General features: G+C 59.8%; 21 protein-coding genes. 6 read left to right on the forward strand and 15 right to left on the reverse strand.

The genetic code is table 11. From position 1 onward, the window contains the following. Window positions 1-8 precede the first annotated feature (8 nt). Complete coding sequence (murQ, locus tag ACJ8PE_RS13700) at window positions 9-902, reverse strand: N-acetylmuramic acid 6-phosphate etherase (RefSeq protein ID WP_197760253.1); 894 nt, start codon at window positions 900-902, stop codon at window positions 9-11. 167 nt (window positions 903-1069) lie between these two features. Here murQ and ACJ8PE_RS13705 point away from each other — a divergent pair, with 167 nt between their 5' ends. The 3 genes from ACJ8PE_RS13705 (at window position 1070) to ACJ8PE_RS13715 (ending at window position 3964) form a co-directional block, all read left to right on the forward strand. Continuing rightward, window positions 1070-1918, forward strand: coding sequence for a MurR/RpiR family transcriptional regulator (locus ACJ8PE_RS13705; protein WP_044030653.1), 849 nt, complete (start codon window positions 1070-1072; stop codon window positions 1916-1918). Between the two features lie 143 nt (window positions 1919-2061). Beyond that, window positions 2062-3612, forward strand: a complete 1551-nt coding sequence (locus tag ACJ8PE_RS13710) for a phosphoethanolamine transferase (RefSeq protein WP_197793462.1) — start codon at window positions 2062-2064, stop codon at window positions 3610-3612. Between the two features lie 91 nt (window positions 3613-3703). Then, window positions 3704-3964, forward strand: coding sequence for a YfhL family 4Fe-4S dicluster ferredoxin (locus tag ACJ8PE_RS13715; protein ID WP_033635622.1), 261 nt, complete (start codon window positions 3704-3706; stop codon window positions 3962-3964). A 44-nt stretch (window positions 3965-4008) separates the two neighbouring features. Here the strand turns inward: ACJ8PE_RS13715 and acpS are convergent, their stop codons facing one another. The 7 genes from acpS to lepA form a co-directional block, all read right to left on the reverse strand. Then, complete coding sequence (acpS, locus tag ACJ8PE_RS13720; protein WP_004929169.1) at window positions 4009-4389, reverse strand: holo-ACP synthase; 381 nt, start codon at window positions 4387-4389, stop codon at window positions 4009-4011. Next, the gene (gene pdxJ, locus ACJ8PE_RS13725) at window positions 4389-5120 is read right to left on the reverse strand and encodes a pyridoxine 5'-phosphate synthase (RefSeq protein ID WP_033651585.1); all 732 of its coding nucleotides are present in this window, start codon (window positions 5118-5120) and stop codon (window positions 4389-4391) included. Before pdxJ ends, acpS begins: the two co-directional genes overlap by 1 nt. A gap of 71 nt (window positions 5121-5191) precedes the next feature. Further along, window positions 5192-5923, reverse strand: a complete 732-nt coding sequence (gene recO, locus ACJ8PE_RS13730; RefSeq protein WP_015378804.1) for a DNA repair protein RecO — start codon at window positions 5921-5923, stop codon at window positions 5192-5194. 4 nt (window positions 5924-5927) lie between these two features. Further along, complete coding sequence (era, locus tag ACJ8PE_RS13735) at window positions 5928-6836, reverse strand: GTPase Era (RefSeq protein ID WP_004929162.1); 909 nt, start codon at window positions 6834-6836, stop codon at window positions 5928-5930. After that, window positions 6833-7513: a ribonuclease III gene (gene rnc / locus ACJ8PE_RS13740; RefSeq protein WP_004929158.1), complete on the reverse strand. Its 681-nt coding sequence runs from the start codon at window positions 7511-7513 to the stop codon at window positions 6833-6835. The genes era and rnc overlap by 4 nt, the downstream gene beginning before the upstream one ends. A 234-nt stretch (window positions 7514-7747) precedes the next feature. Further along, the gene (gene lepB, locus ACJ8PE_RS13745; protein ID WP_033644122.1) at window positions 7748-8725 is read right to left on the reverse strand and encodes a signal peptidase I; all 978 of its coding nucleotides are present in this window, start codon (window positions 8723-8725) and stop codon (window positions 7748-7750) included. Between the two features lie 32 nt (window positions 8726-8757). Next, window positions 8758-10557: a translation elongation factor 4 gene (lepA, locus tag ACJ8PE_RS13750; RefSeq protein ID WP_019452315.1), complete on the reverse strand. Its 1800-nt coding sequence runs from the start codon at window positions 10555-10557 to the stop codon at window positions 8758-8760. A 519-nt stretch (window positions 10558-11076) separates the two neighbouring features. On the opposite strand from lepA, the gene ACJ8PE_RS13755 reads away from it, so the two are divergent. After that, window positions 11077-11913, forward strand: a complete 837-nt coding sequence (locus tag ACJ8PE_RS13755; RefSeq protein ID WP_033644123.1) for a hypothetical protein — start codon at window positions 11077-11079, stop codon at window positions 11911-11913. Here ACJ8PE_RS13755 and rseC read toward each other — a convergent pair. Genes rseC through rpoE form a run of 4 tightly spaced genes read right to left on the reverse strand, consistent with a single transcriptional unit; the run spans window position 11910 to window position 14601 of the window. Beyond that, on the reverse strand, window positions 11910-12386 hold the full coding sequence (gene rseC / locus ACJ8PE_RS13760) for a SoxR-reducing system protein RseC (RefSeq protein WP_197760256.1): 477 nt from the start codon (window positions 12384-12386) through the stop codon (window positions 11910-11912). The genes ACJ8PE_RS13755 and rseC overlap by 4 nt on opposite strands. After that, window positions 12386-13342: a sigma-E factor regulatory protein RseB gene (gene rseB / locus ACJ8PE_RS13765; protein WP_025303948.1), complete on the reverse strand. Its 957-nt coding sequence runs from the start codon at window positions 13340-13342 to the stop codon at window positions 12386-12388. The genes rseC and rseB overlap by 1 nt, the downstream gene beginning before the upstream one ends. Continuing rightward, a complete protein-coding gene (gene rseA, locus ACJ8PE_RS13770; RefSeq protein WP_197760257.1) occupies window positions 13342-13995 on the reverse strand; it encodes an anti-sigma-E factor RseA in 654 nt (217 codons plus the stop codon). Before rseA ends, rseB begins: the two co-directional genes overlap by 1 nt. Window positions 13996-14025: 30 nt before the next feature. Then, a complete protein-coding gene (rpoE, locus tag ACJ8PE_RS13775) occupies window positions 14026-14601 on the reverse strand; it encodes an RNA polymerase sigma factor RpoE (protein WP_004929136.1) in 576 nt (191 codons plus the stop codon). A gap of 214 nt (window positions 14602-14815) precedes the next feature. Here rpoE and nadB point away from each other — a divergent pair, with 214 nt between their 5' ends. Then, window positions 14816-16417, forward strand: a complete 1602-nt coding sequence (gene nadB / locus ACJ8PE_RS13780; protein ID WP_016929796.1) for an L-aspartate oxidase — start codon at window positions 14816-14818, stop codon at window positions 16415-16417. 38 nt (window positions 16418-16455) lie between these two features. Here the strand turns inward: nadB and trmN are convergent, their stop codons facing one another. After that, a complete protein-coding gene (gene trmN / locus ACJ8PE_RS13785) occupies window positions 16456-17235 on the reverse strand; it encodes a tRNA(1)(Val) (adenine(37)-N(6))-methyltransferase TrmN (RefSeq protein ID WP_060660335.1) in 780 nt (259 codons plus the stop codon). A 99-nt stretch (window positions 17236-17334) separates the two neighbouring features. On the opposite strand from trmN, the gene srmB reads away from it, so the two are divergent. Then, on the forward strand, window positions 17335-18657 hold the full coding sequence (srmB, locus tag ACJ8PE_RS13790) for an ATP-dependent RNA helicase SrmB (RefSeq protein WP_047025578.1): 1323 nt from the start codon (window positions 17335-17337) through the stop codon (window positions 18655-18657). A gap of 52 nt (window positions 18658-18709) precedes the next feature. Here the strand turns inward: srmB and ACJ8PE_RS13795 are convergent, their stop codons facing one another. Next, on the reverse strand, window positions 18710-19465 hold the full coding sequence (locus ACJ8PE_RS13795; protein WP_033651589.1) for an ankyrin repeat domain-containing protein: 756 nt from the start codon (window positions 19463-19465) through the stop codon (window positions 18710-18712). Continuing rightward, window positions 19458-20417 (reverse strand): DUF2974 domain-containing protein, encoded by a 960-nt coding sequence (locus tag ACJ8PE_RS13800; protein WP_033644128.1) that lies wholly within the window; start codon window positions 20415-20417, stop codon window positions 19458-19460. Before ACJ8PE_RS13800 ends, ACJ8PE_RS13795 begins: the two co-directional genes overlap by 8 nt. Between the last annotated feature and the right edge of the window lie 20 nt (window positions 20418-20437).

Raw genomic sequence — 20437 nt, forward strand, 5'->3', positions numbered from 1 at the left:
ACCGTGAATTAACGCGCCAACGCCGCGCGCAGGTAGCCGTCGTGCCGCTGCAGCCGCTGCTGCGCCTCATCGGCGCTGACGCCGGCTAAAATCATCAGGATCGCCGGTTTGACCTCAAAGCCGGTCTGCGCCAGCGCCGCCTCCGCCTGAGCGCGTTCGGCGCCGGTGGCCTCCACCACGATGCGGCAGGCGCGATCCACCAGTTTGACGTTGGTGGCCTTCACGTCCACCATCAGGTTCTGGTAGACCTTGCCCAGCTTGACCATCGCACCGGTCGACAGCATGTTGAGCACCAGCTTCTGCGCGGTGCCGGATTTCAGGCGCGTAGAACCGGTCAGCGCCTCCGGCCCCACCACCGGCGAGATCGCCACCTGCGCTTCGTGCGCGATCGGCGAATCCGGGTTGCAGGAGATGGCCGCCGTCGGGCAACCCAGCCCGCGCGCATAGCGCAGCGCGCCGATCACGTAAGGCGTGCGCCCCGAGGCCGCCAACCCCACCACCATATCGACGGCGGTCAGGTTCAGCGCCCGGAGGTCGGCCTCGCCCAGGGCTGCGTCATCTTCCGCCCCTTCCACCGCTTTGAGCAGCGCGCCCGGCCCGCCGGCGATTAGCCCCACCACCACGCCGTGCGGCACGCCGAAGGTCGGCGGGCACTCGGAGGCATCCAATACGCCCAGGCGCCCGCTGGTGCCGGCGCCCAAATAAATCAGCCGCCCGCCGGCCTTCAGCGCCGCCGCGGCCAAATCGACCGCCTGCGCGATCGCCGGCAGCACCTTTTCAATCGCCTCCGGCACCTTGCGATCTTCCTGGTTAAAGCAGCGGACCATGTCCAGCGTCGACATCTCATCCAGCCCCACGGTGGCCGGGTTGCGGGTTTCCGATACCAGTGCGCCTAAGTTCATCTGTTCACCTTTGAATTTTTAATTCACAAAATTAAATCAATATTTGAATATTTTATTCAACAAAGCGAGCGCTATTTGCTATTTTAACGACGAGCTCACAAAAATTTTCACCGCGCGTTTTCGCCGCCTGCGTGGCAAAATGGCCGCTGGTTTCCAGGGAAAGATCAATGAGTACCCTTCTGCGCATTCGCCAGATGTATCCGACACTGGCGCAAAACGACCGCAAGCTGGCGGACTTTCTGCTGAATAACGCCGAGCAGGCGCGCCATCTCAGCTCGCAAAAGCTGGCCCAGCTGGCCGGCATCAGCCAGTCGAGCGTGGTGAAGTTCGCCCAAAAACTGGGCTATAAAGGTTTCCCGGCGCTGAAGCTGGCGCTGAGCGAAACGCTGGCCCAGCCGCAGGCAGAACCGGTAGTGACCGTCCACAACCACATCCTCAGCAGCGACACGCTGAAAACCGTCGGTGAAAAGCTATTGGCGGAAAAGCAGGCGGCGCTGCGCGCGACGCTGGACATCAACAGCGAAGAGCGGCTGCATCAGGCGCTGGATATGCTGCGCCAGGCGCGCCGGGTGATGCTGATCGGCATCGGCGCCTCCGGGCTGGTGGCCAAGGATTTTTCCTTCAAGCTGCTGAAAATCGGCGTGATGGCGGTGGCCGAAGCGGACATGCACGTCCAGCTGGCGGCGGTGCAGGCGCTGGACAAACGCGATCTGCTGCTGGCTATCTCCTTCAGCGGCGAACGGCGTGAAATCAATCTGGCGGCGGAAGAGGCGCGCCAGGCCGGCGCCAGAGTGCTGGCGCTGACCAGCTTCTCGCCCAATGGTCTGCAGCAGCGCGCGGACCACTGTCTCTATACCATCGCCGAAGAGCCCCATACCCGCAGCGCGGCCATCTCCTCCAGCACCGCCCAGTTCGCCCTCACCGACCTGCTGTTTATGGCATTGATCCAGCACGATCTCGATCATGCCCGCGACCGTATCAGGCACAGCGAACAGTTAATGAAAAAGTTGGTTTGACGCGTATAATGGCGGCCGATAAAACGCCGCCAGTTCAATTATTTCCCTTCTCTGCATTCGAAAAATAATGTGCGGGCGGTGACCTGCTCAATTATCGATCAATAATTGGGCGTGCATGGACAGCATTATTTAACGATACCATTATGAATACACACACTGTTATTTTAGATAAGTTACGGCATTCCGTGACGCATCCGATTCTGCGTACCTTTTTGCTCTATATCATTACTGCATTGATTCTAATCAAGGCGATGGGATACAGCGGTGGAAAAGGTATTGATATTCTTTTTATTGCGCTTACTTTGCTATTATTATCTATTCATTCGCTTACCCGATACGGCCTGATTATTCCGTTTATTCTGCTGTGCGCGCTGTATGCGCCGGTCGGGGCCATTTACGGTACCCCTTCCGCTGCCGTGATGTCCGCCCTGTTGCAAACCAACCTCATAGAAGCGAGGGAGTTTTTGCAGACCCTGCCGGCCAGTTGTTATCTGCTGCCCGCCGCCATTCTGGTTATGCTGGCCATTCTCGGCCTATTTATTTGGCGGCAAGCCATTTCAAAAAAAACTATACTTCCCTTGCTAGCCCTGCTGATGGTTATCATTATCGCCAGAGCCTTCAATGGCGGTGTGGCGAATCTTAAATTGCCTGACTTCTTTTTATCCCTCTACTCGGCTTACCATCAATACCAACAGCAGGTTGATGAATTAAGTGCCGGTGCTACAACACCGGATACTTGGTCAATAACCGCAGGCGCACCGACGAATGAAAACTATGTCATTATCGTCGGCGAAAGTATGCGCAAAGATCATATGTCATTATTTGGTTATCCGGTGTCCACTACGCCGTTTCTGGATAATGCCAATGGACGATTTTACAGCAATTATATTTCCACTGCGCCAAATACGTTCGAATCGCTTCCTCGCACGCTGGCTTTGAGCAACGGCCATAACATTGCCATCGGAGATAATATCATCACCCTGGCAAAAGCCGCCGGTCTCAAAACCCACTGGCTGTCCAATCAGGGCATGTTCGGACAATTCGATACGCCGGTATCAAAAATCGCCATGTTCAGCGATAGCCATTATTTCCTGAAGAAAGGCGACTTCCAATCGCGCAATACCGATGACGATGCGCTGCTGCCGATATTTGACCCATTATTGCGTCGCCAGGGACAAGGCAATCTGTATGTGCTGCATCTGATGGGCTCGCACGCCGACTTTTGCGAGCGGCTTAACGGCGAACCGCCGAGCGTCGAGTCGCCGAATAAGGAACTGGCCTGCTATCTCTCTACCTACCGCAAGACCGACCGTTTTATCGAGCAGGTTTATCACAGCCTGAAACAGAGTGGCACACCGTTTAAACTGTTCTATTTCTCCGATCACGGCCTTTCCCACAAGGATATCGGCGGTGGGCGTTCTTTACGCCACAGCGGCGATACCCGGCAGAATTACCAGGTGCCGTTGCTGGTGCTGAGCGATCGCGACCAACAGCACCAGATCATTGATGATCCCTTAAGCGCGTTCGATTTTATCGGATTGTTTGCCCAAGAGGCGGGAATACGGATTGCCCATCCCGAAGTGATGCCTACGATACGTATCGCAGATGCAGATGCAGATAAACGCTGGGTGTTTGACGGGCAGAGAATGGTTGATTTCGATCAGTTGGCTGACGATCCGCCTGAGTTACCCTAAGCGGTAAGATGACGAAAAAGTGCCCGTTGCGCGGCGATTCTATGATAGATTGCGCGCCAGCCCGAGCACACCGATGGAAAGATAACTGACAATGGCACTGCTGATTACCAAGAAATGCATCAACTGCGATATGTGCGAGCCGGAATGCCCGAACCAGGCAATTTCGATGGGCGATGAAATTTATCAGATAGATACCGACCGCTGCACCGAGTGCGTCGGCCATTACGATACGCCGACCTGTCAGCAGGTCTGCCCGATCGACAACACCATCATTACCGATCCGCAGCACCGCGAGACTAATGAGCAGCTGTGGGACAAGTTCGTGGTGTTGCACCACGCCGATCGCATTTAATCGCCGCAGGACTGACAAGGGCGCCATAGGCGCCCTTTCTCTTTTCAGCTTTCGACGATCACCGTCGCGCAGGCATAACGCCGTTCGTCGGCCAGCGAAACGTGGATCGCGGTGACCCCCATCTCCCCCGCCAGCTCGGCGGCGCGGCCGTGCAAACGAATATTCGGCTTGCCCAGCGCATCGTTGAACACTTCGAATTGATTGAACGCCAGGCCGTTGCGAATGCCGGTACCGAACGCCTTGGCAGCGGCCTCTTTCACGGCGAAACGCTTGGCCAGAAAGCGAATCGGCTGCTGGTGCTGCTGGTACAGCGCCCATTCGGCGTCGCTCAGCACGCGGCGCGCCAGACGATCGCCGCTGCGTTCCACCACCGCTTCGATACGCGCCATCTCGACGATGTCGGTACCCAGCCCGAGCACCGCCATTACCGGCGCGCTTCCCGCATCAGCACTTTCATGTCGGCAACCGCGGCCGGCAGCCCGCTCATCACCGCCTGGCCGATAATCGCATGGCCGATGTTCAGCTCGTGCATTTCCGGCAGCGCGGCGATCGGCTGCACGTTATGATAGGTCAGGCCGTGGCCGGCGTTGACCTTCAGCCCCTTCTCGGCCGCGTAGGCGGCGGCGACCGCGATGCGGCGCAGCTCGGCCTGTACCGCCAGCTCGCCCTGCGCTTCGGCGTAGGCGCCGGTGTGGATTTCAATATAGGGGGCGCCCACCGCCACCGCCGCGTCGATTTGGCGATGATCGGGATCGATGAACAGCGAGACCAGAATGCCCGCCTGCGCCAGGCGCTCGACCGCCACGCTCATTTTGTCCAGCTGGCCGGCGACGTCCAGGCCGCCTTCGGTGGTCACTTCTTCGCGCTTTTCCGGCACCAGGCAACAGAAATGCGGCTTCAGCTCCACGGCGATGTCCAGCATCTCGTCGGTCACCGCCATCTCCAGATTCATGCGCGTCTGGATGGTCTGGCGCAGCAAACGCACGTCGCGGTCGGTGATGTGGCGACGGTCTTCGCGCAGATGCACGGTAATGCCGTCGGCCCCCGCCTGTTCGGCAATGAATGCCGCCTGAACCGGATCCGGGTATTGGGTTCCGCGCGCGTTACGTAACGTGGCGATGTGATCGATATTGACGCCCAGCAGTAAATCAGCCATGACAACCTCTAAATACGATTTTCAGTGCCAGCAGTTTACACGCGGGTGCAGAACGGCAAAAGGGGAAAAGGTCAGGCGTCGTCGACCGGCGTATTCGGCTGTTTGCGCACGAATTGGCGAAACAGTTCGCGGCTCTTCAACGGCTTGCCGCCGAGGTAGGGTTTCAGCGCCATGCGGGTGAAACGCTTGGCGGCGCGCAACGTCTCGGCATCGGGAAACTGCCGCTCCGCCAGCGCGCGCAGTTCGCGCCCGGTGAAGCTGTAGTGATCCACCACCAGGCTGGCGATAAAGCCTTTCTCTTCACGGTAGCGGTAGGTCATGGCGTCATCCACCGGCAGGCCGCTGCCGGCGCAGTGCAGGAAATCGAGGCCGTAACCCAGGTGCTGCAACAAGGCCAGCTCGAACTGGCGCAACGCCTGTTCCGGCGAGCTGTCTTCCGCCGCCAGCGCCTGCAGGCACTGCAGGTAGTCGAAGAACAGCACCGAGTAGTTGGTTTCCTGCTCCAGCACGCGCGCCAGCAGTTCGTTCACGTACAGGCCGCTGTAAAGCATCATGCCGCTGAGGGGTAAACCGAGAGAGACCGCTTCGGCGTTGCGCAGCGTTTTCACTTCGCCGCGGCCGCCCCAGCGCACTAACAGGGGGGTAAAGGGCTGCAGGCAGCCCTTCAGATTGGAGCGGCGGCTGCGCGCGCCTTTTGCCAGCAAGCGCACCCGCCCATGACCTTCGGTAAACAGATCCAGCATCAGACTGGTTTCACTGTACGGCCGCCCATGCAGGACGAAAGCGCGCTCCCAGCCGTCCACGGCGTTACTTCAGATCGTCAACATAGCCCAGGCTGCGCAGCGCACGTTCGTCGTCCGCCCAACCGGATTTCACTTTCACCCACAGCTCCAGATGCACTTTAGCGTCGAACATCTGTTCCATGTCCTGGCGCGCTTCGATGCCGATGGTTTTGATCTTGGCGCCCTTGTTGCCGATGACCATTTTCTTCTGGCCTTCGCGCTCGACCAGGATCAGGCCGTGCACATCGTAGCCGCCGCGATCGTTGGCCACGAACTGTTCGATTTCCACCGTCACCGAATACGGCAGCTCTTCACCCAGGAAACGCATCAGCTTCTCGCGGATGATCTCGGACGCCATAAAGCGCTGGGAGCGATCGGTGATGTAGTCTTCCGGGAAGTGGTGTTCCGCTTCCGGCAGCAGCTTGCGCACGATGCCGGCGATGGTGTCGACGTTCATCCCTTTCTCGGCGGAGATAGGCACCACGTCGAGGAAATTCATCTGCTGGCTTAGGAACGCAATGTGCGGCAACAGCTTGGATTTGTCGGTGACGTTATCGACCTTGTTGATCGCCAGCAGTACCGGGCAGCGCAGGCTGCGCAGCTTGTTGACCACCATTTCGTCGTCGGCGGTCCAGTTGGTGCCTTCAACCACGAAGATAACCAGTTCGACGTCGCCGATCGAGCTGCTGGCCGCGCGGTTCATCAAACGGTTGATGGCGCGTTTTTCTTCGATGTGCAGCCCTGGGGTATCGACGTAGATCGCCTGATAAGCGCCATCGGTGTCGATGCCCATGATGCGGTGACGGGTCGTCTGCGGCTTACGCGACGTAATGGAAACCTTCTGCCCCAGCAGTTGGTTCAGCAACGTCGATTTGCCCACGTTCGGGCGGCCGACGATGGCGATAAAACCGCAGTGTTGTTTTACTTCACTCATTCAAGCTCCAGCTTTTTCAGCGCTTGTTCCGCTGCCGCCTGCTCGGCTTTACGGCGGCTCGAGCCGGTGCCCACCACGGGCTCGCTCAAACCACTCACCTGGCAGTGGATGGTAAACTCTTGGTCGTGCGCTTCACCGCGAACCTGCACCACCAAATAAGAAGGCAACGGCAGATGACGCCCCTGCAAAAATTCCTGCAAACGGGTTTTCGGGTCTTTCTGCTTATCACCGGGGCTGATTTCGTCCAACCGGCTGCGATACCAGTCCAAAATCAGGCGCTCGACGGTCTGGATGTCGCTGTCCAGGAACACGCCGCCGATCAATGCCTCCACCGTATCCGCCAGGATTGACTCGCGGCGGAACCCACCACTTTTCAATTCGCCCGGCCCAAGCCGCAGACATTCGCCCAGGTCAAACTCGCGCGCCATCTCCGCCAGCGTGTTGCCGCGCACCAGCGTGGCGCGCATGCGGCTCATATCGCCCTCGTCTACGCGAGGAAAGCGGTGATAGAGCGCATTGGCGATGACAAAGCTAAGAATCGAGTCACCCAGAAACTCAAGACGTTCATTGTGTTTACTGCTGGCGCTGCGGTGAGTCAAAGCCTGCAGTAAAAGCTCCTGCTGTTGAAAAGTGTAGCCCAGCTTCCGCTGCAGCCTGTTTATTACGATGGGGTTCATGAGTTACCAATAGATCAAGAATGCGTCAAAAACTTGCAGCATACGGAACAGGCCTGCTTCGCCGAAAGCCGATCCAAAGCTGTTTCGTTTGCAGTGGCTCCCAGCAGGAGCCAACTTTTATCGCTCGAGAAAGTATTCTACAACGAGTGGAAACATAATGCTGTGTTTATATCCCCTTAATCTTTCACGCCGCAGCAGGCTGCGGCGTGAAATTGACAGGGAATAAATCAGCGATTAATGAATGCCGCCAATCCGGCTGAAACGCACGCCGGTAGGCCACTCGCCTTCCTGCTTTTCAAAGCTCATCCAGATGGCCGTGGCTTTACCCACCAGATTCTTCTCCGGCACAAAGCCCCAGTAACGGCTGTCCGCGCTGTTGTCGCGGTTGTCGCCCATCATGAAGTAATGCCCGGCCGGCACCACCCACTCCGCCAGCGGTTTGCCCGGCTGTTGGTAGTAAGCGCCCACCTGATCCTGCGTGCCCGGCACGGTCAGGATGCGGTGCGTCACGTTGCCCAGGCTCTCCTGACGTTCACGCAGACGAATGCCGCCCTGCGGCACGTTGTCATTCAGCGGGATCTGGTAGAAACCGTTGCTGGCCTCGCCCATGCCGCTGCGGCTGAACAGCTGTACGAAGTCGCTCGGCTGAGCGTCGGCGTAGGTGACCGCCAGCGCGGTATCGCAGGACTGCCCGCTGTTGCACGACGGCTGCACCGTAACGCGCTTATTCACCGGATCGTAAGTAATACGGTCGCCCGGCAGGCCAATCACGCGCTTGATATAATCCAGCTTCGGATCCAGCGGATATTTAAATACCGCAATATCGCCGCGCTTCGGATGACCGGTTTCAATTAGCGTGGTCTGGGTTATCGGATCTTTAATGCCGTAAGCATATTTCTCCACCAGAATGAAATCGCCAATCAACAGCGTCGGCATCATTGAGCCGGACGGGATTTGGAACGGTTCGTAAATAAACGAGCGCACCACAAAGACCAGCAGCAACACCGGGAAGACCGATGCCCCGGTCTCTACCCAGCCAGGCTGCTTAGCCACTTTCGCCAGCGTTTTATCGTCTACTGCGCCCGCGGTCTGCTCGTTGACCGCCGCAATCTTCGCGCGGCGGGCCGGCGCCCATTTAAAGCGCTCGAAGCACCAGATGATCCCGGTGACCAGGGTGGCCAACGCCAGGATCAGGGCAAACATATTCGCCATGCAAACTCCCTCGTTTCGCGAACTCGTCGCGGTTACTTGCCGTCTTTACCGACGTGCAGAATGGCCAGGAACGCTTCCTGCGGCAGCTCGACGTTGCCGACCTGCTTCATGCGCTTCTTACCGTCTTTCTGTTTCTGCAGCAGCTTTTTCTTACGGCTGACGTCACCGCCGTAGCATTTCGCCAGCACGTTTTTACGCAGCTGCTTCACGGTGGAGCGCGCGATGATGTGCGTGCCGATCGCCGCCTGAATCGCGATGTCGAACTGCTGACGCGGGATCAGATCTTTCATCTTTTCCACCAATTCACGGCCGCGATACTGCGAGTTGTCGCGGTGGGTGATCAGCGCCAGCGCATCCACGCGCTCGTTGTTGATCAGCACGTCCACGCGCACCATGTCGGAGGCCTGGAAGCGCTTGAAGTTGTAATCCAGCGACGCATAACCGCGCGACGTGGACTTCAGGCGGTCGAAGAAGTCGAGCACCACTTCCGCCATCGGGATTTCATAGGTCAACGCCACCTGGTTGCCGTGGTAGACCATGTTGGTCTGCACGCCGCGTTTCTCAACGCACAGGGTGATGACGTTGCCCAGGTATTCCTGCGGCATCAGCATGTGGCATTCGGCGATCGGCTCGCGCAGTTCCTGGATGTTGTTCAACGGCGGCAGCTTGGATGGGCTGTCGACGTAGATCACTTCTTTGCCGGTGGTTTCCACTTCGTAGACTACCGTCGGCGCGGTGGTGATCAGATCCAGATCGTATTCACGCTCCAGACGCTCCTGAATGATCTCCATATGCAGCAGACCAAGGAAGCCGCAGCGGAAGCCGAAGCCCAACGCGGTGGAGCTTTCCGGTTCGTAGAACAGGGAGGCGTCGTTAAGGCTCAGCTTGCCCAGCGCATCGCGGAAAGATTCATAGTCGTCGGAGCTGATCGGGAACAGACCGGCGTACACCTGCGGCTTCACTTTTTTGAAGCCCGGCAACGCTTTATCCGCCGGCTGACGCGCCTGCGTCAGGGTATCGCCCACCGGCGCGCCAAGGATGTCTTTGATCGCGCAGACCAACCAGCCCACTTCGCCGCAGTTCAGCACGTCGCGATCGACCTGCTTCGGCGTGAAAATGCCCAAACGATCGGCGTTGTACACCTGGCCGGTGCTCATGACCTTGATCTTGTCGCCCTTGCGCAGCGTGCCGTTCTTGACGCGCACCAGCGACACGACGCCCAGGTAGTTATCGAACCAGGAATCGATGATCAACGCCTGCAGCGGCGCATCCGGATCGCCCTGCGGCGCAGGAATGTCGCGCACCAGGCGCTCCAGCACGTCGGGCACGCCGACGCCGGTTTTGGCCGAGCAGCGCACGGCATCGGTGGCGTCGATGCCGACGATGTCTTCAATTTCCTGCGCGGCGCGATCCGGATCGGCGGCCGGCAGGTCGATTTTGTTCAACACCGGCACCACTTCCAGATCCATTTCGATCGCGGTGTAGCAGTTGGCCAGCGTCTGGGCTTCTACGCCCTGGCCGGCGTCCACCACCAGCAGCGCGCCTTCGCAGGCCGCCAGCGAGCGGGACACTTCATAGGAGAAGTCAACGTGGCCTGGGGTGTCAATAAAGTTAAGCTGATAGGTCTGCCCATCCAGCGCCTTGTAATCCAGCGTGACGCTTTGCGCCTTGATGGTGATGCCGCGCTCGCGCTCCAGATCCATGGAATCGAGCACCTGCGCAGCCATTTCACGGTCGGACAGGCCACCGCAAATTTGGATAATGCGGTCAGACAGCGTCGACTTACCGTGGTCAATATGGGCAATAATGGAGAAATTTCGTATATGCTTCATTATAAAAGTTTTTCTGCCTTGGTATTTCTGAATTACTCGCCTATAGAAACCCGCATGGACCTAAAGCGACAGTGAATGGGTTAGGCCGTCTTGCACCTGAATCGCTGCATTCTACATGCCACACCACTGAAAACCTAGCGATCGGTGCAGTGAAGGCATTCTATTATGCGCAGCTAAATGTTACAGGGCGCCCCGGCTGATGAAAACAGATGTTAACACGGGCTATACGGCCTGAACCCAAGGCTTGCAGGTGCTCCGTGGCCGTCAAACTCCGGCGCTAATACATAACCGGCCGCAGCGCAATAAACCCCTTCTGAAATTATCGAAAAAGAATATTTGGATCAACCTCTTAGAATTCGATTTTGCCCCACATCCTTTAGGAAAAACCCCATATACGCCACCACCGTCCCTCGGATAGAAAGGGCATGAACTCCGCGACAAAACATTATTCCGGGCACTACATCGGCAGCCCACCGGGGTTCACCAGCATATCTGCGTACGTTGATTGGAAGGTGCATTATGATCGATAAAGGGCAAATGCTGAGCCGGCACGATTTTTCGAAGGTCAACTGGGGCATTCTGGCGGCGGCGGCGCTGCTGTTCAGCGTGGGTGCGGCGCTGTTGGTGCTGCCGCTGCTGAGCAGCATTGATGAGAACGACGTCATCACGCTGTTGCAGGCCGGCGCGGGCACAATTTTACTCGGCTGTACGCTGCTGGCGCTGCGGCATTACCTGCGCCCGGTGTTGACGTATCGGCTCTACGAGCACGGCGTGCGGGTCTTTGACGGCCACCATCACAAAGAGCGTTTCATTCCGTTTGAGAAAATCGGCGACATCTATCGCTTTCGCGGCGGCAAGGCTTTTGGCGGGTTGTTTGACGTCACGGCGTTCCGCGCCGGCGCGGATCAGCCCTGGTGCACGGTCTTCAGCAATGTCGCCCATTCGTGGCGACTGGCGGACGTGATCGTCGATCAGCAGCTGCAGCAGCGCGGGCCATTGGCGTTGAACGCGCTCTATCAGGGGGAGACGGTGTCGTTTCACACGGTTGAGGGCGACGCACGCTGGCTGTGGCAGTTACTGCTCGGCAAACGGCAAGGCACGCCGACCGAAACGCTGCGGCTGAGCGCCACCCTGCTGACCACTGAACGGGGCAACGTGCCTATCGAGCAGATCCGCGCGTTGGAAAATCATCCGCAGCGCGGCATCCGCTTATTCGACGGCCAGGGCAATGTGCTGTTCGCTATCAACGATGATTCGCTGCTCAGCGCCGATCTGTTCATCGCGCTGCTGGAACATATGATCCACAACCGCATCCCCGCCTATCACAACCCGGCGATGACGCGGCCGTCGGTTTAAATCAGCGGGGAGTTTTCCACTTGTATGCGCAGTGCGGTAGGCGGTAAGCCAATCTGCAGCACCACCGGCTGATAGTCGGCCTGCTCGCCCAGACGCCGGGCCAAGCGGCGCGCCAGCATAAAGGCCACCCCGCCGCCCAGTACGGCGCCGACTGCCGCCGAGGCGTCGCTGCCGAAACAATATTGCAATAACGCGCCACCCAGCATCATGCCCAGCAGCGGCGTCAGGTAAACCAGCATGGCGGAGCGCAGCAGGCTGCCTTCCGCGATGCCGACCTCGACGCGCTGCCCCGGCTCGAGCGGCTGCTCGATATGCACCTGCAGCTGATGCTCGGTTTCCGGCACCAGTTCGTTCAACGCACGCGCGCCACAGCCGGAGCGCGCGGTGCAGCTGCCGCAGCCGGCCTTGGGTTCACAGCGCAGCAGCGCTACGCCCTGTTGCCACGAAACCACCGTGGCCCACTCTTTCATCATTACGGCGATACCTTGAAAGAAATGCTGTCGGCGATGCGTTTGGCCGTCGCCGGCGGCAATTCGCCCACAATCGTGATTTCGTTGCCCGCGCGCACTTCGGTCTGGATGGTGCGGCGCCCTTGACGGTAGTACTGCTGCCCGGCTCCGCTGCCCGCCGGGCTGACGTTGACCGAGAAGCTGAACAAGCCGTCGCTGTAAAGGCGGGATTCAACCGGCACGGCGACGTTAGGCAATTTGCGGCGGTTGCGCGCCACCTCGTCTACCCCCGCCGGCAGCCAGCCGGTGCTCCAGCTAAGCTGGACGTTTTCCACCGCCGGCAGCGACAGCAGCGGCGGCAGGTTGGCTTTGAGCAGCCCCTGCATCGCGCCCTGCACGTCGGCGCCGACCGCGAAGGAGATCACCCGATATTGCTCCAGCGTTTCGCCGTCGCGATCGAGCAAATCCACCCGCAGCGGCAGCTTGGTGTCCTCGTCCATCCAGACGATGTAGCTGTAGCGGGAACCGTCGCGCGCCACCACGCGCAGCACTTCACACGGCCGATCGGCGATGCGGGTGCTGCCCACGGAGATGAAGTCGTAGTACTTGGCCAGGCGGGTGAAATCGGCATAAACGATCGCCGGCAGCGCATCGACGATGTGATCGCCGGTGAGCGTGAACGGCTCCAGGCCGGGTTCGAAGTAGCTGATCCCGCCGCCGCGCTGCAGCACTTCGCGGCGCGGGCCGTCCATGTGCAACAGCTGGCCGAGCGGCACGTTGCCGATCACCGCATGGCGATAGCGCAACGACTCGATTCCCTGCTTGCTGATGCTGATGTAGGCGAGCTCGTAATTGAGAGAACGGCTGGCGCTGCTCATCTGTTGCAATAACGCCCCGGACGCAGTCGGCTGCGCCGGGGCGATGCTGGAATAGAGCAGGCTGCCCGTCAATAAACAAACGGAGAACCAGATTTGCTTCATTACTGCTGTTGCATTCCTAAAGACTGAGTTCCGGGAACCTGAATGGCAGCCTGTTGCGGATTGCTTTGCTCAAGCTGCAGCTGATCCGAATGCAGGCGACGTTGCAGCTCATAGTCCTGCAGCATGGCGTTGATACGCTTACGCTGTTCCTGCACCTGCTGCTGTTGGCCGCTGCCGGTGGAGAAACTGTCGGCAGGAACGCCCAGGCTGACCGGTGAGGCCTGGCCCATGATCGGCAGCGTGGTGAAGGCCGGCGATTCGGACGCGTTCGCTGACGCAGAAGGCTGGTTGTAGTGCTGCACGCCGACGATGACCGCCAGCGACACGCAGGCCGCCATGCCGATTTGCGTAATCTGGCTCGCCCAAGGACGCACTTTGTCCCAGAACGGCATTTTCTGCCAGGTGTGAGGCTGCGGCTGAGATTCCTGAACGGCGGAAGGCACCAGCCGGGCAGGTTCTTTCTCAAGTGCAGCGGCGACGCGATCGGCGATATCGAAATGCATCACTTGTCCGATATCACCCCGCAGTGTGTCACGTATCAGGTGATAGCTCTGCCAGCTTTGCTGAAGCGTTCGATCTTGCGACAGAGAACTCAACAGCTCGCTGTCGAACGATTCACCATCCATCAGAGCGGAAAGCTTTTCTTTCTGCATGCCTAAGTACCCTTCCTGTGCCCGCCATTGCTAACGCTGGATCAGCGGTTGAACTTTATTATCGATAGCTTCCCGGGCGCGGAAAATACGCGAACGTACGGTTCCGACCGGGCAATCCATGATGGCGGCTATCTCTTCGTAGCTTAGACCATCCAACTCCCGCAGGGTAATCGCCATGCGAAGATCCTCAGGGAGAGACTCAATGGTACGGAAAACTATCTGTCTCAGCTCTTCTGACAACATTAAGTTCTCAGGGTTCGAAATTTCTTTCAGTGCGCCCGCACTTTCGTAATTTTCCGCATCGTTGGCGTCCACATCACTGGATGGCGGACGGCGCCCCTGAGCAACCAGATAATTCTTTGCCGTGTTCACGGCGATTCGATACAACCAGGTATAAAAAGCGCTGTCGCCACGGAACGATTCCAGTGCGCGATAGGCCTTGATAAACGACTCCTGCACCACATCGGGCACATCGCCCTGCGGCACATAGCGGGAAACGAGACTCGCCACCTTATGCTGATAGCGCACTACCAGTAGGTTAAACGATTTCTGGTCGCCCTTTTGGACCCGCTCAACCAGAACTTGATCCGTTAACTGCTCGCTCATCCGAGGTAAACTCTCCCCAAATCCGTCTCCACGCGTAAAATTGTACTGCCAGCCATACATTATTTTCCTGAGCAAGCACTCGCTTGGAGTTCATATAGAACACGAAGTTCCATATCGCCATTGTTTTTTCTGTTGATGTCACCCTATCCGTGGCTTTTGCCCGGACAGTTAGGCTAACATGAAATTCACTCTTCTTCTGCACACATCATACGTTATGCAACCATCATCTGAACATGTTAGCGATGTACTGATCGTCGGCAGCGGCGCTGCGGGCCTGTCACTGGCGCTGCGCCTGGCGCAGCATTGCAAGGTTACCGTTCTCAGCAAGGGGCCGCTCAGCGAGGGGGCCACCTTTTACGCCCAAGGCGGGATCGCCGCGGTGTTCGATGAGACGGACAGCATTGCCTCACACGTTGATGACACTTTGATTGCCGGCGCCGGCCTGTGCGACAAAGAGGCCGTCGAATTCATCGCCGGCAACGCGCGCCACTGCGTGCAGTGGCTGATCGATCAGGGCGTGCTGTTCGACACCGAGGTCAACGCGCAGGGCGAGGCGCATTATCACCTCACGCGCGAAGGCGGCCACAGCCATCGCCGCATCCTGCACGCCGCGGACGCTACCGGTAAGGAAGTAGAGACCACGCTGGTGGGGAAAGCAAGCGCTCACCCCAATATTTGCGTGATGGAACGCCGCAACGCGGTTGACCTAATTACCTCGAACAAAATCGGCCTGCCGGGCACCCGCCGAGTCGTGGGCGCTTACGTCTGGAACCGCGAGCTCGAGCGGGTGGAAACCTACCGCGCCAAAACGGTGGTGCTAGCCACCGGCGGCGCGGCCAAGGTATACCAATACACCACCAACCCGGACATCTCCTCCGGCGACGGCATCGCCATGGCCTGGCGCGCCGGCTGCCGGGTCGCCAACCTGGAGTTCAACCAGTTCCACCCGACCTGCCTGTTCCACCCACAGGCGCGCAACTTCCTGCTGACCGAAGCGCTGCGCGGCGAAGGGGCTTACCTGAAGCGCCCGGACGGCAGCCGCTTTATGCCGGATTTCGACCCGCGCGGCGAACTGGCACCGCGCGATATCGTCGCCCGCGCCATCGACCATGAAATGAAGCGCCTGGGCGCCGACTGCATGTACCTGGACATCAGCCACAAGCCGGCGGAGTTCATCACCCAGCATTTCCCGATGATCCACGAAAAGCTGCTGACGCTGGGCTTCGATCTGACTCGGCAACCGATCCCCATCGTCCCGGCGGCGCACTACACCTGCGGCGGCGTGATGGTCGATCAGCACGGCCGCACCGATCTCGACGGGCTGTACGCCATCGGCGAGGTCAGCTACACCGGCCTGCACGGCGCCAATCGCATGGCGTCGAATTCGCTGCTGGAGTGCCTGGTTTACGGTTGGTCGGCGGCGGAAGACATTCTGCAGCGCCTGCCGTTCATCCAGCAGGCCAAACAGGTGCCGCACTGGGATGAAAGCCGGGTGGACGATGCGGACGAACGGGTGGTGATTCAACACAACTGGCACGAGCTGCGGCTGTTCATGTGGGATTACGTCGGCATCGTGCGCACCACCAAGCGCCTTGAGCGCGCCCTGCGCCGCATCAACACGCTGCAGGCGGAAATCGACGAGTACTACGCTCACTTCCGCATCTCCAACAACCTGCTGGAGCTGCGCAATCTGGTGCAGGTGGCCGAGCTTATCGTGCGCAGCGCCATGGCGCGCAAAGAGAGCCGCGGCCTGCACTACACGCTGGACTACCCGGATTTGCTGCCGGAAGCGCTGCCGACCATTTTGCAGCCTTAAACTCTGCGACAGGGCGCCTTATCGGCGCCCTTTTCTTTTCAGTAGAACAGGTAGAAGTCGGTGATCAACCGGCGGAAATCGTCGGTATAGCTGCCGTCGGCCTGTTTGATCGCCAGCGCCTGCTCCCGCAGCGGCGTTTCCCGCCGCGTCAACGCCAGCAACACCCGGTGCAGCGGCGTATCGGCCCGATCGCTGACGTTCACTTTCGCCGCCGTGTGCCAACCGCTTTGCTGCGCCAGGCGTTCGAATTCGGCGCCGATGTCGTGCGGCAGCACCACGCAGAACGTACCCTGTTCCGCCAGCAGCTGTACTGCACAGGCTAACAGCGCCTCGTGCGTCAGGGTTTCGGTGTAGCGCGCGTTGTGGCGCGCCTGGTCGCGGCAGGCCACCGCCGGCTCAAAATAAGGCGGATTGCTGACGATCAGCTCATACTCAGCGGCATGCTGCTGCGCATAATGGTGAATATCCTGCGCATGCACGCGGATGCGCTGTGGCCACGGCGATTCCGCCGCGTTTTCGCGCGCCTGGCCGGCGGCGGCTTCATCCAGCTCCACCGCGTCGATGGTCACTTCGTCGCCGCTGCGCTGCGCCAGCATCAGCGCGATCAGCCCGCTGCCGCTGCCGATGTCCAGCACCCGGCGCGCCTGCCCCAGCGGCGCCCAGGCGCCGAGCAGCACCCCGTCGGTGCCCACTTTCATGGCGCAACGATCGTGGGCGACAAAGAATTGTTTAAAGGTAAAACCCCCGCGGCGCGGGGTAAAATCGGCTTTCGATCGCTTGCTCACACTCACCACCTGGCTATAAAACTGGCGTAGCATAAGGCAATCTGATCGGCGGGAAAAGAGCGGCTTTCCGCTTAAATAGGTGAAGATCGCGGCCAACCCGTCTATAATCGGCGCCCCAAGTAGAGGTAGACCATGACAGCAACCACTTTTTCCGAACTCGAACTCGATGATCGCCTGATCGACGCGCTGCGCGACAAAGGCTACGATCGCCCCACCGCCATTCAGGCCGCTGCGATCCCGCCGGCGATGGACGGGCGCGACGTCTTAGGTTCGGCTCCGACCGGCACCGGCAAAACCGCCGCCTTCCTGCTGCCCGTGTTGCAGCACCTGCTGGACTTTCCACGCAAGAAATCCGGCCCGCCGCGCGTGCTGATCCTGACGCCAACGCGTGAACTGGCGATGCAGGTCGCCGACCAGGCGCGTGAATTGGCTGCTCATACCTCGCTGGATATCGCCACCATCACCGGCGGCGTCGCTTACATGAACCACGCGGAAGTGTTCAGCGAAAACCAGGACGTGGTGGTCGCCACCACCGGCCGCTTGCTGCAATACATTAAAGAAGAGAACTTCGACTGCCGCGCGGTGGAAACCCTGATCCTCGACGAAGCCGACCGCATGCTCGACATGGGCTTCGCGCAGGACATCGAAACCATCTCCGCCGAAACCCGCTGGCGCAACCAGACGCTGCTGTTCTCCGCCACGCTGGAAGGCGAAGCGATCCGCGAATTCGCCGAGCGCATCCTGAAAGAGCCGGTGGAAGTGGAGGCCGATCCGTCGCGCCGCGAACGCAAAAAGATCCTGCAATGGTACTACCGCGCCGATGACGTGCAGCACAAAACCGCGCTGCTGATCCACCTGCTGAAGCAGCCGGACGTGCAGAAATCGGTGATCTTCGTGCGCAAACGCGAGCGCGTGCATGAGCTGGCCACCTGGCTGCGCGAAGCGGGCATCAACACCTGTTATCTCGAAGGCGAAATGGTGCAGGCCAAACGCAACGAAGCGGTCAAACGCATGATGGATGGCCGGGTTAACGTGCTGGTGGCCACCGACGTTGCCGCGCGCGGCTTGGATATCCTCGATATCACCCACGTGTTCAACTTCGACATGCCGCGCACTGCGGATACCTACCTGCACCGCATCGGTCGTACCGGCCGCGCCGGGCGCAAAGGCACCGCCATTTCGCTGGTGGAAGCGCACGATCATCTGCTGCTGGGCAAAGTGGGCCGTTACCTGAACGAGCCGCTGAAAGCGCGCGTGATCGATGAACTGCGGCCGAAAACCAAGGTGCCGAACGAGAAGAGCAACGGTAAACCGTCGAAGAAAGTGCTGGCCAAGCGCGCGGAAGACAAGGCGAAGAACAAAGAAAAGGCCAAGGTGAAAGTGCGCCATCGCGACGCCAAAAACGTCGGCAAACGCCGTCAGGCGAAGGCCAAACCGACCGGCGACGCGCAATAACCGCCGCTGCCTAAGAAAAAACCGCCTGTACAGGCGGTTTTTTTATGGGTGTTTACTGCTGCGCGTAATGCGTGGCCAGGCGGCGCCCCTGCAGCCATTTATCCAGCTCGCGGAACTGCGCCTTCAGCTCGTCATTCTGCAAATGCGCCGGCGTTTGCGAGAAATAAAACTGGAACGCATAACCCTGCTGATTGCGCGCCCGGGCATCGGCACCGGCCTGCAACAGCAACAGCGCCAGGTGCGGCGCGTTGATCTTCGCCGCCAGATGCAGCGGAGTATCCCCCAGCCGATCGCTCAACGTGGTGTCCGCCCCGGCCGCCAACAGCAGCCGCAGCTGCTCCTCACGCCCGGCCAGCACCGCCGCCGCGAGCGGCGTGGCGCCGGTAACGGCATTGCGCACGTTCACCTGCGCCCCTTCGGTCAGCAACAACCGCAGATACTGCGCGTCTTGCAACATCGCCGCGGTGTGCAGCGCGCTGTTGCCGTCCAGCCCCGCCGTCGCCGGGTCGGCACCGAGCTCCAGCAACGTCTGCACGCTGGCCGGCTGTTGCGAAAGCACCGCCCACTGCAACAGCGTGACCTGCCGATCGCCCCGTTCGCGCAAGCGATCCTGCGTGGCCTGCGCACCGATGCCCTGCGTATCGCCGCGCGCCACCGCCTGAGCCAGCGCCTGGTTGCTGCGGCCGTCAAACGGTGAAATCTCCTGCCCCATCTGTTGCTCCTTAGCCATCATCAGTAAACCGGTCACCGCGACCAGCGCCAGTAAGGCTATCGCCAGCGCCCGCCGCAAGCGACGCCCTTCAGGCATTGGCCTTCGCCTCCCACGGCTTTTGTTCCGCCATCGAGCTTATCACCTTGTCGATGCCGTGCGCCGTCAGGCTGCGATCCAGATGCTTGCTCGGCCGCCAGTCATCGATGCCGGTCAGGGTATCGTTGTTGGCCAGGGTAATGTTGTGGCCGATGGCGTCCGGGATCAGCGAAGTCGATTCCTGGGTGCTGGTCAGCATGTCATATTGCTCGCTGTAACGGCGAATGCCGCCGGCTTCGGCGTCTTTCTTCGCCGCCGCCGGATCGATACCCAGGCGATTCAGGGTGTAATCCGACACCCCGGCCGCATTGAAGGTGACCGCGACGGTGCCGGTCGCCAGCGCCGCCGTGGCCGCCAGACCACCGCCGAGCGAATGACCGGCGATCACCAACGCATCGCCGAAGGCCGCCTTGGCGCTTTTGGCGGCGGCAACCGCCTGATTGTACTGCACATCGTCATAACCCGTCGCCTGCCGCACGTTGCTCAGCCAGTCGCGCCAGTCGTTGGTGCCGGCGAACGCCAACACATACTGCTTGTCGTTGCTGTAAATCCCGGCCTGGAAACCGCTGCCCGCGTCGTGCAGGCTGGCGGGATCGATGCCGAACCCGAGCAACGCGCTGTCGCTCAGACGGTTGAACCCGGCGGCGCCCTGGCCGTTCAGCGAGTAAACGTCCTTGGCCAACAGCGCCAACGCATAATCGCCTTCCTGAGATTGTTGCCCCCGGGTCACGCCCGGCGCAACCGCCGTCGGCGCCGCCGCAGAGATATCGCCGACCAGCGTATTCAACAGGTTCTGCGCGTTCAGCGTATTCTGAGAAGGGGTGGCCACCGGCGCCGGATTTGCCGGCGCTGCCGCAGGCTGCGATGCCGTCGCCGTTTCGGCAGCGGCGCGAGGTGTAGGGATCGCGGCCACCGGGGATACTGCAGAGGTAAAACTTAAAGGCATACTCATGCCGACTCCTTGTCGATAGA

Origin of the sequence: Serratia sp. CY74737 (assembly GCF_052166775.1) — a bacterium.
Lineage (GTDB): Bacteria > Pseudomonadota > Gammaproteobacteria > Enterobacterales > Enterobacteriaceae > Serratia > Serratia ureilytica.